This is a genomic window from Billgrantia sp. Q4P2 (assembly GCF_052806135.1).
Window position 1 is genome coordinate 502013 of record NZ_JBRBAI010000003.1, and the last position, 13399, is coordinate 515411.

General features: G+C 64.2%; 17 protein-coding genes and 1 rRNA gene. 11 read left to right on the plus strand and 7 right to left on the minus strand.

The window, feature by feature from the left end; genetic code table 11:
* Nucleotides 1-21: 21 nt before the first annotated feature.
* The gene (locus ACUY1T_RS07800; protein ID WP_446021567.1) at nucleotides 22-1200 is read right to left on the minus strand and encodes a MalY/PatB family protein; all 1179 of its coding nucleotides are present in this window, start codon (nucleotides 1198-1200) and stop codon (nucleotides 22-24) included.
* A 36-nt stretch (nucleotides 1201-1236) separates the two neighbouring features.
* Here ACUY1T_RS07800 and ACUY1T_RS07805 point away from each other — a divergent pair, with 36 nt between their 5' ends.
* From ACUY1T_RS07805 to ACUY1T_RS07840, 8 genes are all read left to right on the plus strand, one after another.
* Entirely contained in the window at nucleotides 1237-1671 is a 435-nt protein-coding gene (locus tag ACUY1T_RS07805; RefSeq protein WP_446021623.1) for a hypothetical protein, read from the plus strand.
* A 30-nt stretch (nucleotides 1672-1701) separates the two neighbouring features.
* Complete coding sequence (locus tag ACUY1T_RS07810; RefSeq protein WP_446021569.1) at nucleotides 1702-2517, plus strand: hypothetical protein; 816 nt, start codon at nucleotides 1702-1704, stop codon at nucleotides 2515-2517.
* A 75-nt stretch (nucleotides 2518-2592) separates the two neighbouring features.
* Nucleotides 2593-3006: an acyl-CoA thioesterase gene (locus tag ACUY1T_RS07815; protein WP_263582294.1), complete on the plus strand. Its 414-nt coding sequence runs from the start codon at nucleotides 2593-2595 to the stop codon at nucleotides 3004-3006.
* Entirely contained in the window at nucleotides 3003-3473 is a 471-nt protein-coding gene (gene ybaK, locus ACUY1T_RS07820) for a Cys-tRNA(Pro) deacylase (RefSeq protein WP_446021571.1), read from the plus strand. Before ACUY1T_RS07815 ends, ybaK begins: the two co-directional genes overlap by 4 nt.
* Before the next feature lie 86 nt (nucleotides 3474-3559).
* Nucleotides 3560-3889, plus strand: coding sequence for a hypothetical protein (locus ACUY1T_RS07825; RefSeq protein WP_263582292.1), 330 nt, complete (start codon nucleotides 3560-3562; stop codon nucleotides 3887-3889).
* Nucleotides 3861-4382, plus strand: coding sequence for a DUF501 domain-containing protein (locus ACUY1T_RS07830; RefSeq protein ID WP_446021573.1), 522 nt, complete (start codon nucleotides 3861-3863; stop codon nucleotides 4380-4382). The genes ACUY1T_RS07825 and ACUY1T_RS07830 overlap by 29 nt, the downstream gene beginning before the upstream one ends.
* Nucleotides 4383-4448: 66 nt before the next feature.
* A complete protein-coding gene (locus ACUY1T_RS07835) occupies nucleotides 4449-5006 on the plus strand; it encodes an LOG family protein (RefSeq protein WP_446021575.1) in 558 nt (185 codons plus the stop codon).
* Nucleotides 5007-5016: 10 nt separating this feature from the next.
* Complete coding sequence (locus tag ACUY1T_RS07840; protein WP_446021577.1) at nucleotides 5017-5988, plus strand: NAD(P)H-quinone oxidoreductase; 972 nt, start codon at nucleotides 5017-5019, stop codon at nucleotides 5986-5988.
* A gap of 16 nt (nucleotides 5989-6004) precedes the next feature.
* On the opposite strand, the gene ACUY1T_RS07845 is transcribed toward ACUY1T_RS07840, so the two are convergent.
* Together ACUY1T_RS07845 and ACUY1T_RS07850 are read right to left on the minus strand one after the other, a co-directional pair.
* Nucleotides 6005-6505, minus strand: coding sequence for a hypothetical protein (locus tag ACUY1T_RS07845; RefSeq protein ID WP_446021579.1), 501 nt, complete (start codon nucleotides 6503-6505; stop codon nucleotides 6005-6007).
* 57 nt (nucleotides 6506-6562) lie between these two features.
* Entirely contained in the window at nucleotides 6563-7081 is a 519-nt protein-coding gene (locus tag ACUY1T_RS07850) for a tetratricopeptide repeat protein (protein WP_446021581.1), read from the minus strand.
* Between the two features lie 239 nt (nucleotides 7082-7320).
* Here ACUY1T_RS07850 and ACUY1T_RS07855 point away from each other — a divergent pair, with 239 nt between their 5' ends.
* Together ACUY1T_RS07855 and yaaA are read left to right on the plus strand one after the other, a co-directional pair.
* Entirely contained in the window at nucleotides 7321-8352 is a 1032-nt protein-coding gene (locus ACUY1T_RS07855; RefSeq protein WP_446021583.1) for an NADP(H)-dependent aldo-keto reductase, read from the plus strand.
* Between the two features lie 114 nt (nucleotides 8353-8466).
* Nucleotides 8467-9246, plus strand: a complete 780-nt coding sequence (gene yaaA / locus ACUY1T_RS07860) for a peroxide stress protein YaaA (RefSeq protein ID WP_446021584.1) — start codon at nucleotides 8467-8469, stop codon at nucleotides 9244-9246.
* A 4-nt stretch (nucleotides 9247-9250) separates the two neighbouring features.
* Here the strand turns inward: yaaA and ACUY1T_RS07865 are convergent, their stop codons facing one another.
* Entirely contained in the window at nucleotides 9251-9826 is a 576-nt protein-coding gene (locus ACUY1T_RS07865; protein WP_446021586.1) for an isochorismatase family protein, read from the minus strand.
* Between the two features lie 100 nt (nucleotides 9827-9926).
* On the opposite strand from ACUY1T_RS07865, the gene ACUY1T_RS07870 reads away from it, so the two are divergent.
* Nucleotides 9927-10748, plus strand: coding sequence for a Tim44 domain-containing protein (locus ACUY1T_RS07870; RefSeq protein WP_446021588.1), 822 nt, complete (start codon nucleotides 9927-9929; stop codon nucleotides 10746-10748).
* Nucleotides 10749-10751: 3 nt separating this feature from the next.
* Here the strand turns inward: ACUY1T_RS07870 and ACUY1T_RS07875 are convergent, their stop codons facing one another.
* From ACUY1T_RS07875 to rrf, 3 genes are all read right to left on the minus strand, one after another.
* On the minus strand, nucleotides 10752-12698 hold the full coding sequence (locus tag ACUY1T_RS07875) for a methyl-accepting chemotaxis protein (RefSeq protein WP_446021590.1): 1947 nt from the start codon (nucleotides 12696-12698) through the stop codon (nucleotides 10752-10754).
* A 156-nt stretch (nucleotides 12699-12854) separates the two neighbouring features.
* Nucleotides 12855-13043 carry a hypothetical protein gene (locus tag ACUY1T_RS07880; RefSeq protein WP_446021592.1) on the minus strand — a complete coding sequence of 63 codons (189 nt, stop codon included), beginning with the start codon at nucleotides 13041-13043 and terminating at the stop codon, nucleotides 12855-12857.
* A gap of 246 nt (nucleotides 13044-13289) precedes the next feature.
* A 5S ribosomal RNA gene (gene rrf, locus ACUY1T_RS07885) occupies nucleotides 13290-13399 on the minus strand; the annotation flags it as partial.

Genomic DNA, 13399 nt, shown 5'->3' on the forward strand with positions numbered 1-13399 from the left:
GGCCGCCTCACCTATGGTGCATTATCCCTTCAGCACCGTATCGAGGCGCACCAGCGCCTCTTCGAGCTGCGACGCGGTAGTACCGAAGTTGAGCCGTACGAAGCCCGGCCAGCCGAAATCGGCACCGTCGGAGAGCGCCACTCCCGCCCGTTCCATCAGCACTTGCTGAGGTGAGCCTTTGCATTGCGCCAGCCCTTCGGCACGGCGCAGGTCGAGCCAGGCAAGATAAGTGGACTGGGGGGCGCTCATGCTCACTCCCGGCCATTGGGCGATGCGCTCGACCAGGGCCTGGCGGTGACCACGCAATACCTCGATCAACGCCCGACGCCAGGGGTTGCACTGGGCGTAGGCCACCTCGGCGGCAACCAGCCCCAGCACGTTCACGTCCGGCATCAAACCTCGCGTTGCCGCGGCAAAGCGTTGCCGCAGCGAGGCATCCGGAATCACCGCGCAGGCGGCGGTGAGGCCGGCCAGGTTGAAGGTCTTGGAAGGCGCCCAGAGGGTGATGGTACGTGCCGCCAAGCTCGGGAACGCTGCTGCCAGCGGCCGGTGCACGGCCCCTTCGTCGAGCAGCAGATCGCAGTGCAGCTCGTCGGAAACCACCAGCAGGTCGTGACGTTCGACCAGCTCCGCCAGCCCGGCCAGCTCCTCGTGGCGCCACACCCGACCGGTGGGGTTGTGAGGATGACACCACAAGAGCAGCCGCGTCTCGGGCGTGATCGCCGCTTCCAAAGCCTCCAGATCAAGCCGCCACGGCTCGCCGGGGGCAGCCGGCTCGCCCAGAGGTGCCTGCTGGGCCAGTCGCCCGGTGCGCTCGGCCACTTTAAGGAACGGTGGATAGATCGGCGTACTGGTCAGCACACCCGCGCCCGGCTCGGTCAGCGCCAGGCTGGCCAGGTGCAGGGCCGGCACCACGCCGGGCAGCCACAGCTGCCACTCCGGCTCGATCGGCCAGTCGTATTCTCGTGCGCTCCACTCGCAGAGAGTACGCTTGAGGCTGTCGGGGATCAGCCCATAGCCGAACACGCCATGATCGACCCGCTGTCGCAGCGCTTCGATCACCTGCGGCGGGGAGCGAAAATCCATATCGGCCACCCACAGCGGCAGGATGCTGGCATCATAGCGATGCCACTTCTGCGATGGCCACTCGACACGATCGGGGTGGCGACGCTCGATGGGCGTGGCAAAATCGAACTCCATGTTCTCTCCTCGGGAAACGGCTGTATGAGCGAAACCATGCCGCAAAGCGGCTTCTATGCCAAGGCACGTCGGGGTATGCCGGCGCTGATCGACCAGTGGCGCCAGCTCGGCCAGGGCGATCCCGACCGCCTCGCGCTGATCCTGGCTGAGACGGCACGGGTGGCCCGCCTGGGCGAGCCCGAGGCTACTCCCGGCGGAGCAGTGCTCGAAGCCTGGAGCCAGCCAGAGGCAGGGGATCGTATTCCGCTATGGGCGGCACGTACCGCTACCTTCCTGCTGGTCCAGATGCCGGCGCGCCCGGTGCCGAAGAGCGAAGACGAGGCCTGCGCCTGGGCCTATTGCTGGCTGCGCAACCGCGAGTTCGCCAACGTCGACGAGGCGCGTGCCGCCCTGCCCGCCCACCTGCAGGAGATGTTGGCCCACGCGGTGGGCGCCGCCTGGGCCGATCGCCAAGGCCTGCGCCTGGTCTAGTAGCGCTACCTTCACTTCAAGGAATACGTCATGGATGTCCCCCTGAGCTGGCAACTGGCCAAGCTCGCGGTATCGATCGGTATCGTGCTCGGCCTGTCGGTCGTTGCCGAGCGCGTCAGTACCCGTGTGGCCGGCCTGCTTTCCGGCTACCCGCTGGGCACTGCCATCGCCCTGTTCTTCATCGGCTTGGAAATCTCACCGGACTTCGCCGCCGAGAGCGCCGTGTTCAGCCTGGCAGGCTTCACCGCCACCATGGCGCTGGGGGGCGGCTACCTGGTTTGCGGGCGCCGCGACGGCCTGGTTGGCGTGCTCGCCGGCACGGCGGGCGGTCTCATCGCCTGGTGGCTCGCAAGCCTCGTGCTGACCCGCTTCGAATTCGATCGCCTGAGCGGCACCCTGGTGACCTTGGTAGCCATTTTCGTCTTTACCTGGCTCTATCGGCACGTACCGGAAACCCGGGTCACGGTGCACCATGGCAGCTCACGCTGGAAGCCGCTTGTGCTTCGCGCCGGGCTTGCCACCGCCATCGTCTTCCTGGTCACCGGCCTGGCCCACGTGCTGCCGGTCTCCTGGGCCGGCATGCTGGCGGCCTTCCCGATCTCGATGTATCCGCTATTGGTGATCCTGCACCTCACCCACGGCGCGGCACCGGCCGCCACGGTGATCAAGCACTATCCGGCCGGCCTGGGTGCGCTGCTCTGCTATGCGCTCTGCGTGTCGCTCACCTACGCCACCCTGGGCCTGCTATGGGGCACTCTGGCGGGCTTCGCCGTGGCGACCCTGTGGCTGCTGGCCTGGATGCGCCTGCAGGCGTGGCACGCCGCAAGGCAGGCGGCCCGCACTTGACCTAGCGTTTGCTCGGGGCAATGCTGTTAGCCTGCCAACGACACGCCACAAGACCAGAGTGATAGAGGAATTCCCATGTTCGTGCGCACCATCGAGCCGGCCTTCTACGACACCGATGCCCTCGGGCACGTCAACAATACTCGCCTGCCCGCCTGGTTCGAGCTGGCACGCAACGACCTGTTCCGCCTGTTCACGCCGGACCTGGATCCGCGCAAGTGGCGGCTGATCATGGCGCGCATGGAGATCGACTACCGCGCCGAGCTGCACTATGGCAGCGACATCGAGATTCACACCTACGTCTCGCGGCTGGGCAACAGCTCCTTTACCGTTACCCAGGAGGCGTGGCAAAAAGGCCAGCTGACCAACCTCGGCCATACCGTGATGGTGCACTTCGACCACGCCACCAAGCGCGCCGTGCCTATCGAAGGCGAACTGCGCGCAGCGCTCGAAACCCACCTGCAGCCGATCGCTGAGCCGGCCGACGCATGACTCCGGCCGTCAAGGCGTTGGAACGCGATGGCGCCGCCTTCGAGCTGCTCAGCTATGAGCACGACCCGCGCGCACCGGCCTACGGCGAGGAGGCCGCAAGTGCCCTGGGACTCGACCCGAACACGGTGTTCAAGACCCTGATTGCCCGCCTCGACGATGGCCGCCTGGCGGTAGGTATCGTGCCGGTGACCGGCCAGCTCGACCTCAAGGCGCTGGCCAAGGCGGCCGGGGCGCGTCGTGCCAGCATGGCCGAAGCAGCCGAAGCCGAGCGGGCGACTGGCTACGTGTTGGGCGGCATCAGCCCCTTGGGGCAGAAGAGACGCTTGCCGACGTTTCTCGATGACAGCGCCAAGGCGCTTGGGCGGCTACACGTCAGCGGCGGGCGCCGCGGCCTGGAAATCGCCCTGGCGCCTGCCGATCTGATCCGCCTGTGCCAGGCACGCCTGGCCCCGCTGGCACGTGCCTGATCTCATGAGCCGAACCCGGCCTCATGTGGTCAAAACTCCATGACCCGGCAGAACGACGGGCCATTCATCGCTGGCAGGAGTTCATCATGGCCATCCGCTACAACCTCTGGCTCGACCCCGATAACGTGGCCCAGCACCGCGCCGTGGAAGCCGACCTGGAGCGCTACTTCATGGAGCGGTTCGCCGACTTCCCGCATATCCGCTTGTTCGGCGCCGACCCCTACGATTATGATGCGCCGTTCAATCGCCTCTACGACGTGCTGATGGCACGGGCCAACGAGTACTGCGAACGCCAGTGGCGCGGCTACGTGCCCACGCCCGAGCAGCTCAACCGGACCTTCTTCCGCGCCGTGGGCCGCTCCAACAAGTTCGTAAGGGAACCCGCCGATGGTGATCCAGACCGACCAGATGCCTGACGCCCGACAGTTGGCCATCATCGCCGAGCAATTGGGCCGTGCTCCGCGCGGCATCGAGGCGGTCGCTGCCATTGACGGTGAGGGCACCCCGCTGGTGCTGCGCATGGCGCCCATCGTCGATGGCAAGCCCTTCCCCACCCTCTACTGGCTCTGCTCCGAGCGACTCAAGATCGACATCTCTCGTATCGAGGCCAGTGGCGTCATCAAGCAGATCGAAGCAAGGCTGCGGGAGGATGCCGACTTTCTCGCCGCCTACCATGCCAGCCACCGAGATTACGTGGAGGCACGCTGGCGCTACATGAGCGAAGCTCAGCGCCATGAGGTCGAACGGCTCGGCTACGAGGGCGTGATGCGTGAGCGCGGCATCGGCGGCATCGCCAACTGGGACCAGGTGCGCTGCCTGCATACCCAATACGCCCACCACCTGTGCGGCGATAACGTCATCGGCCAGTGGCTCGACGCCGAGTTCGCCGTGGCCGACTACCTGCCCTGAGGCTATTTCGACGCTTTCGAAGCCAATGCCTGGCAGCTAGGATAGGAGCTTGCCAAGGAGAAGCGCATGTCGAAATTCTGTGTCTATCTGGGCTCCCGCGATGGCCGGGACCCTGCCTTTCTGCAAGCCACTCGAGCCCTCGGGCATGAGCTGGCAGCGCGCGGTCACGGTCTGGTCTATGGCGGCGCCCGTATCGGCCTGATGGGAGAGCTGGCCAACGCCGTACTCGCCGGTGGTGGCGACGTGATCGGCGTGATGCCCGACCACCTGGTGGAGCGCGAGCAGGCCCACGAGGGGCTACCGACGCTGATACGCGTGAACAACATGCACGAGCGCAAGGCCAGCATGGCCGCCCACGCCGACGCCTTCATCGCCTTGCCCGGTGGTATCGGCACCCTGGAAGAGCTGTTCGAGGCCTGGACCTGGCAGTACTTGGGGCTTCACGACAAACCCATCGGCGTGCTCGATATCGCCGGTTTCTACTCCCCCCTGCTGGCCTTCCTCGACCAGACCGTGGAGCACGGCTTCCTCAATGCCCGTACCCGGACCCAACTGATCGATGCCGAGGAACCCGCCGCCCTGTTGGATGCACTGGAAGCCCGACTCGCCGAAACCGTCACCTAGGAGGCCGTCCATGCACGCCATCGCCATCGAGCAGGAGCGCCTGCACTGGCGTGAGCAACCCGCCCCCGAGGGGCCCGCTGCCGGTGAAGTCCGCTTGCGTGTCGCCTGGGCCGGGGTCAATCGCGCCGACCTGATGCAGCGCGCCGGTCACTACCCTCCGCCACCCGGAGTCAGCGACATCCCGGGCCTGGAGGTCAGCGGCACAGTGGCCGAGGTCGGCCCCGACGTCGATGGCCTTCGCCCTGGCGACCGGGTCTGTGCCCTGCTGGCGGGAGGTGGCTACGCCGAGGAGGTGGTGGTCGACGCACGACAGGTGCTGCCGCTGCCTGAAGGGTTCGGCCTGCGCGAAGCGGCCGCCCTCCCCGAGGTATTCGCTACCGCCTGGCTCAATCTGTTCATGGAGGGCCAACTGGCTTCCGGTGAGCGCGTCTTGCTGCATGCCGGTGCCAGCGGCGTCGGCACCGCAGCGATACAGCTCTGTCATGCCTTTGGCCACCCCTGCTTCGTCACGGCAGGCAGCGACGCCAAGCTCGCCGCCTGCCGTGAACTGGGTGCCGACGGCGTCTTCAATCGCCATGAGGGCAGCTTCGTGGATGCCGTGAAGGCCTGGGGCGGTACCGACGTGATACTCGACCCGGTAGGCGCTTCCTATCTCGCCGACAACCAGCGCGTGCTCAACGCCGATGGCCGGCTGGTGCTGATCGGCCTGATGGGCGGACGTCACGCCGAACTCGACCTGGGGCGCATGCTGATGAAGCGGCAGAGATTGATCGGTTCGACACTGCGCGCCAAGCCCCCGGCAGCCAAGGGCGCCATTCTCGACGCGCTGCTGGCGCATGTCTGGCCGCGCCTGGCGAGCGGCGAGATCCGTCCGCTCATCGACCGCACCTGGCCGATCGACGCGGCCGAGGCCGCCCATGCCCATGTCGAGCGGGACGCCAATATCGGCAAGGTGCTGCTCGCTGTAGGCGGTGAAGGCTGACGCGGCTTCCTGCAGACTAGCCGCAGCCGGCCTGCTGAAGGGTGCGCTGGTAGGTGAGCTGCAGCAGCCGGGCGTCCTCGCTGGCACGATGACGGCGGATCCCCAGCTCCTCGACCAAGACCTCTCGGGTCCGATGCCATAGGGCAAGCTGACATTCGCTGAGCAGAATGCGTAGCGCCTCGAGGCGGAAGGCAGGCAGCATGCCGGCGTGATGAAACAGCAGCGACAACCAGGTATTGTCGTAGCCCCAGCTGTCGCTGTAGGCCACACCGACCTCGCCCAGCTCGTCGTTGAGCCAGCGCGCGACCTGGGTCACGGGCAGCCCTTCGCGTTGCAGGCGCGCCCGGGATATCCCATGCAGCAACTCGGCCTTGGGATCCCAGTGCGTCCACTCCTCCAGCGGCTGGATGAGGAAGGCGCAGCAGCTGCCGTCAGCCCGTGCCAGGCCGATCTCGATGGGGTAGCTACCGCGCCCGAACCCGGACGCCTCGATATCCAGCAGTGTCGGCAGCGTCACGAATGGGCGTGTCCTCGAAAGCAAGGCCGCATGGCAGGGCCGTGAAAGGGATAAAGGTTAGTGTCGGGCCTGAACGTCGTCGCTGTCCAGCTCCTCACCTTCCAGCCCGTCATGACGCTCGGCCAGCGCCTGCCAGTAGGTGGCCTGGGCGCTATCCACCGGCAGCCCCAGCTCGCCCAGGCGGTAGGCCTTGGCCAGGCGCTGCGCGGCAAGCGGATGGCCCGCTTCGCCGGCGCGGGCATACCAGGTCACGGCGCGCTCCTCACGGCGGGGATACTGGGCGCAGCCGTGTTCGAGAATCAGCCCCGCCTGGTACTGGGCCTTGAGATTACCGGCCTGCGCCGCCTCGAGAACGTAGCGAGCGCCACGCGCCTTGTCCTGTGGACTGATGCCACGATGGAAGAGCATGTGCCCATAGAGCGAGAGCGCCGCAGGGTGGCCGGCATCGGCGCAGCGCTCGAAGAGATGCATGGTCAAACGCTGGGTACGCGGAGAGCGTGGCAGCCAGCGCGTATGAAATAGCTGTTCCGCAAGACGGTATTCGAGCCGGGTGAACAGTGATGATGCCTGCGTCATGTGCAAACAACCTTGCGTTCGTCTGGGAGCTACATGGCGTATCGCACCACCTTGTGGTCTTCGCCATGCCTGTCTTGAGCTCGCCGCGGGACTCCGCCGGGGCCGCTGAGGGTGGCCAGCATACGCTCGCCCCCGCGGTGACTCAACCCCTATGATTTGCTGCCTTGGTATGCCTCGGCTAGCATGGCTTTGGATATGCCATGAGAACGCTTCCGATCCTACCTCTTACAGGAGCGATGATGCAGACGCGACCGCTTGGTGACACGGGCATCGAGGTCAGCCGCCTGTGCCTGGGCACCATGACCTTCGGCGAGCAGAACAGCGAAGCCGAGGCCCACGAACAGCTCGACCGCGCCGTAGCCTTCGGCATCAACTTCATCGATACGGCCGAAATGTACCCGGTCCCACCCCGCGCCGAGACCCAGGGGCGTACCGAAGCCTATATCGGTAGCTGGCTCAAGCGACGCGACAGTCGCGACGATGTCATCATCGCCACCAAGGTCACCGGCCCCCGGATGGAACACATTCGCGGCGGCTCGCGCCTGAGCCGCGAGCAGATCCGGCAGGCCATCGATGCCAGCCTCATGCGGCTGCAGACCGACTACGTCGACCTCTACCAGCTCCACTGGCCCGAACGCTCGACCAACTATTTCGGCAAGCTGGGCTATACCCATGACGAGGAGGAGAACGCGGTCGCGCTGGAAGAGACTCTCGCCGCGCTCAAGGAGCTGGTGGAGGCTGGCAAGGTACGCGCCATCGGGCTTTCCAACGAAACCCCCTGGGGTGTGATGAAGTCGCTGCAGCTGGCCGAGCGCCTGGACCTGCCGAAGGTCGCCTCGGTCCAGAACCCCTACAACCTGCTCAACCGATCTTTCGAGGTCGGGCTGGCCGAGGTCGCCCACCGCGAGAACGTGGGCTTGCTGGCCTACTCCCCGCTGGGCTTCGGCGTGCTTTCGGGCAAGTACCTGGACGGCGCACGCCCGGAAAAGGCTCGCCTGACGCTTTTCGAGCGCTTCCAACGCTACACCTCGCCGCTCGCCGAGCAGGCCACCCGTGCCTATGTCGATATTGCCCGCGAGCATGACCTGGACCCCGCCCAGATGGCACTGGCCTTCGTCAATTCACGCAGCTTCCTGACCAGCAACATCATTGGCGCCACCACCATGGAGCAGCTCGAGGACAATCTCGCCAGCGAGTCGCTCAAGCTCGAGCAGAGCGTGCTCGATGCCATCGAGGAAGTGCATCGGCGTATTCCCAACCCCTGCCCCTGAGCGGCCGTTCGGGAGCATGCCCTGGGGCTATCGTTGCGATAGCCCCACCGTCGTGCCGCTGCTGGTATAATCGCGACATTCCCGACTCGCCCCTTTCAGGTACAGGAGTGTCCTATGCTGAGCGTGATCTCGCCCGCCAAGACGCTGGATTTCGAGACTCCGGCCACGACGGCCATCCACTCGCAGCCGGATTTCCTCGACCGGAGCCAGCGGCTGATCACCATTCTGCGCGACTACTCTCCGCAACAGCTCAGCGAGCTGATGGGGATCAGCGACAAACTGGCCGGCCTGAATGCCGCTCGCTTCGCCGAATGGCGGCCGCCCTTCACCCCGGACAACGCCAAGCCGGCGGCACAGGCCTTCCAGGGCGACGTCTACGTCGGGCTCGAGGCGGCCTCCTTCAGCGATGACGACAACGAATTCGCCCAGCAACACCTGCGCATCCTCTCGGGCCTGTACGGCCTGCTGCGGCCGCTCGACCTGATCCAACCCTACCGCCTCGAGATGGGTACCCGGCTGCCTACTCCGTCCGGCAAGGACCTCTACGCCTTCTGGCAGGCCCCCTTGACTGAGGCGCTCGAACGCGCCCTCGCCGATAGCGGCTCGAAGGTGTTGGTGAACCTGGCCTCCAATGAGTACTTCAAGGCCGTCGACGCCAAGCGGCTCGACGCGCGGGTGATCACACCGGTATTCAAGGACGAGAAGAACGGCAAGTTCAAGATCATCAGCTTTTATGCCAAGAAAGCCCGGGGACTCATGGCCGCCTGGATGATCCGACAGCGCCTGGAAGACCCGGAAAGGCTCAAGGAGTTCGATGTGGCTGGCTATGCCTACAACCCGGTCATGTCGGAGGGCGATACGCTGGTCTTCACTCGCCGCGAAGACCAGCACTGAGCCCCTAGAAGAAGCGCAGCGGGCGAGCCGAGCGCGGCTTGAGAAAACGCTTGTGGATCTGGCGAAAGCGTTCGTCGTCACAGCGCTCGAGCCACTCGTAGGCGACCATGTCGGCACTCACCGGGATTGCGCCCGCGCGTACCATGCGTTCGCGGGCGAGCATCGCCTCCTCCGCGCGCCGGCTGACCGATGCCTCGCTGAGCCAATACACTTCATAACCTGCCTCCAATAGCCCCAGGCCGGTCTGCATGACGCAGATGTGTGCTTCGCTACCGCACAGCACGATCTGTCGCTTGCCACTCTCCGCCAGCGCACCGGCGAAGTCCGGCTCGGCATGGGCATTGAAATGCACCTTCCGCCATAGCTGACGGTCGGGCAGCGCTTCCAGCAACCGCGGCTCGCTGCCGCCCAGGCCTTCGGGATACTGCTCGGTGAGCCACACTGGAATGGTCAACGCACAGGCGACGCCTCCCAGCCATATCGCCTCATTGACGGCTTGATCGCCACCGTCGATTACCGGCAGCAGGCCCGCCTGGAGATCGATGATCAGCAGCAGGCTCTCTTCGCACTTCAGGCGCATGAATTACCCTCTTTTTTGTCATTCCTTCCAACAGCATAGCCGTTAGAATGGAGCCACCAAAATTCCCTTTATCCCCCATCCCCCATATAGAGATCCTTCGATGCGTCACTTTCTTGTCATGCTCATGGTTGCCGTGCTGGGCTTCGGCCTGGCCGTCGAACATGCCGAAGCTCGTCGCCTGGGCGGCGGCGGTAATGTCGGCAGCTTCTCTCGCTCGGCCGACCGCCCTGCCACCGCTCCCAACCAGGCTGCTCCGGCACGCCAGGCTCAGCCGAACCAGGCCACCGGCTCACGCATGCCCGGCATGCTGGGGGGTATGCTGGCCGGTGGTCTGCTGGCGGCGCTGCTCTTCGGTGGCGCCTTCGACGAACTACGGTTGATGGACATCCTGCTGATCGCCGGCCTCGGCTTCCTGCTGTTCCGGCTGTTGGCGCGCCGCCGCACGGCCGTAGCCAGCGGACCGCAGCCGGCCGAGCGTCAGTCTCATGCCGAGCCCCAGGCCTTCCAGCCGGCACCCGGTGCTGCCATGGGCGGCGGTACCTTCGGCAGCCTGCCGGTCTGGTTCGACCGTGAGCGCTTCCTGTCCGGCGCCAAGGAGCATTTCATGACCTTGCAACGCGCCTGGGACAATAACGATTTCGGCGGTATTCAGGAGTACGTCACGCCGGAACTCTACAACCTGCTACGCGAAGAACGTAACAGCCAGCCGGCGAACAACCGTACGGAAATCGTGCGGTTGTTCGCCGAACTCGGTGATGTACGCGAACTCGGCTCCCAGGCCGAAGCCACGGTGATCTTCCATGGCATCCTCGAAGAAAACGGCGAACAGACCGAGTTCAATGAGACCTGGCACCTGATTCGCGAGGTGCGTGACGGTGCCCCTTGGTACCTTCAGGGCATCGAGCAGAGCGCCGCGATTTGACCCTTACAGGGTACCCAGCGCCAAGGGTCGGCTTCGCTCCTCGCGGGGCTGGCCCTCGGGCATCCCCACTGCCTGACCCAACGCCTGGAGAGGCACTGGGCTACTCTTCAGCTTGAAGCGCCCCACCATTTCTGCCAGACGATCTGCCTGCTCTCGCAACTGCTCGGCAGCCGAAGTCGTCTCCTCTGCCAGCGCCGCATTCTGCTGTGTCATTCGATCGAGTTCCGCCACGGCGACGTTGACCTGGGCGATACCGTCACTCTGCTCATTGGCGGCACGACTGATTTCTCCCAGCATGCAAGCGACCCGATCGACCCCTTCCATGAGATCCTGCATGGCGTCGCCGGTCTCGCGTACCAAGTGCGTGCCGCCCTGCACTTTCTCACTCGACACTTCGATGAGCTGGCGTATGTCACGCGAAGCCGCCGCACTGCGCGTGGCCAGCTGACGCACCTCACCGGCTACCACGGCAAACCCTCTTCCACTCTCTCCTGCCCGTGCAGCCTCGACCGAGGCGTTCAGGGCCAGCAGGTTGGTCTGGAAGGCGATGTCGTCCATGACCTTGACGATATCGGCAACTCGCGTGGACGCATTCTGAATCTCACCCATCGTCGAGATAACATGCTCGACCCTACCGGAGGTGCGCTGCGCCAGGTCTGATGCCGCCTGTGAGAGAGCGCTGGCTTCTTGCGCGGAACCAGACGTGCTGGCTACAGTGCCATTGATCTCCTCCATCGAGGCAGAGGTCTGCTGGAGGCTGGAAGCGGCTTGGTCGGTGCGGTGTGACATGTCATGCCCGCCGCTGGCAATCTCCTGCGCAGCCAGCCGGACCGAATCGCTGCTGCTTCTCACCTGTGCCAGCACGTCGTGCATCTTGTCGGCAAAAGCGTTGAACTGAATGGCCAGTTCGGTGCTTTCATCATGACCTTCGACCGGCAGGCGCAGCGTCAGGTCGCCGTCGCCTTCGGCGACTTCCCGCATGGCTTGGGCCGTGCGTCGTATTGGTCGGAACAGGGTTCTCAGGAGCAGAGCGATGACGGCCAGGCTTGCCACCAGTATCAGCACCACACTCAGCACGACCAGCAGGACGGCACGGTTGAGATCCGCAAACAGTTCATCTCGCGGAATCTGGGCAAAGGCAACCCAGTCGGTACCCGGCACTTCGATGGCAGCCACCAGTTGCTCGGCACCCTCGGCATCCTTCTCTATCGCGTAACGATACCCCTCGCCGCTCACCAGCTCTTCCGCTATGTTCTCCCAGCCCGGCAGGGTCGCTATGGGCTCCCCCACCCGGTCCGCCCCTTCGGCATGAATACTGATAGTGCCGTCTCGGTTCGCTAAAAAGACGCTGCCACTCTCGCCCAGCCGATAGTTGCGTATCGTCTCCGCCATGGCTTCCAGCGAATAGCCAACACCGGCGATCCCCAAACGCTCCCCATCGGCCTCGATGACATGATTGATGAAAACCTGGACCTGACCACCCTCGGCATCGACATTCAACTGGTAGGCATCACCATCGCTGGCCTCCACCAGGTCATAGAACCAGCGGTCTCGTTCACGGCTCAGCGTCCGCTCGACTCCATTCCCCGTGTAGTAATTGCCGCTGCGTGCCGAAACATAGAAGACGATACTGGCACCAGTACGCTGCTGTATGTCCTGAAAGTAGTCGACTGCCTGCGCGGTCCCTTCTTCGGGCTCCTCCGCCAACAGCCAGGCTTGCAGGTAAAGGTTGTGCGCCAAGCCTTGGGCGGTAGTGATAGGACCTGTCAGGGTCGCATCAACGTCATTGCGGATACTCTCCAGCGTCGCGGGTAACTCTGCCGCCGTGACTCGCTCTGTCACCAGTTTGCCGAAGAGGCGATACTGAACGGCAGTGGAACCACCAACGATCAGTAGCATGCAGAGGCTGATACAGAGCAACAGCTTTTGGGCTATCGTGAGCTTGTTCATTTTGTTCCCTTTGGCTGCGGCGCATCGTCAGAGAGAGACACGCCAATCTTGACCATTTAGTCAAGATGACTATCGGCGACCCAAAGGGAAACTGTAGGGCTCAGATGGTTTTTCAAGGGATCGGGAGCGTACTCAATGAGTTGGCCTAGGGCACCGTCACCGCTTGTCTTCTTCAGCATCCTCCTCGATCTCTTCGCTGACCTTTTCGATTTGCTTTTCCACGTCCTTCATCGCCTCATCGATATTGCGCTCAGTTATATCGCCGGGGCCCGTATTGTCGCAGCCTCCCAGCCCTATACTTGCAACAGCTAGCCATACGGCTGCCAACCATTTTCTCGGTTGCATACTCTCTGCTCTTGGCTCAGTGGCTCCTGTAAGACCAACGCTACTCGCAACCTGGCATCCATGCCACTCATTGCTGTATGGAGCTGTTCGCCTTTTGTAAGACCTATTCGCATGCAGCGGGATTTAGGTAACGGCTCCTGTCACGGCCTGATCCTCGAGGCAAAGAAAAACCCCGAGCGCTATCGCACTCGGGGTTGCTTAAACGACGAAACCCAGCCTCTTTCGAAGCTGGGTTTCTGAATAGATGCCTGACGATGACCTACTCTCGCATGGGGAGGCCCCACACTACCATCGGCGCTGAGCGGTTTCACTGCTGAGTTCGGCATGGGATCAGGTGGTTCCCACTCGCTATGGTC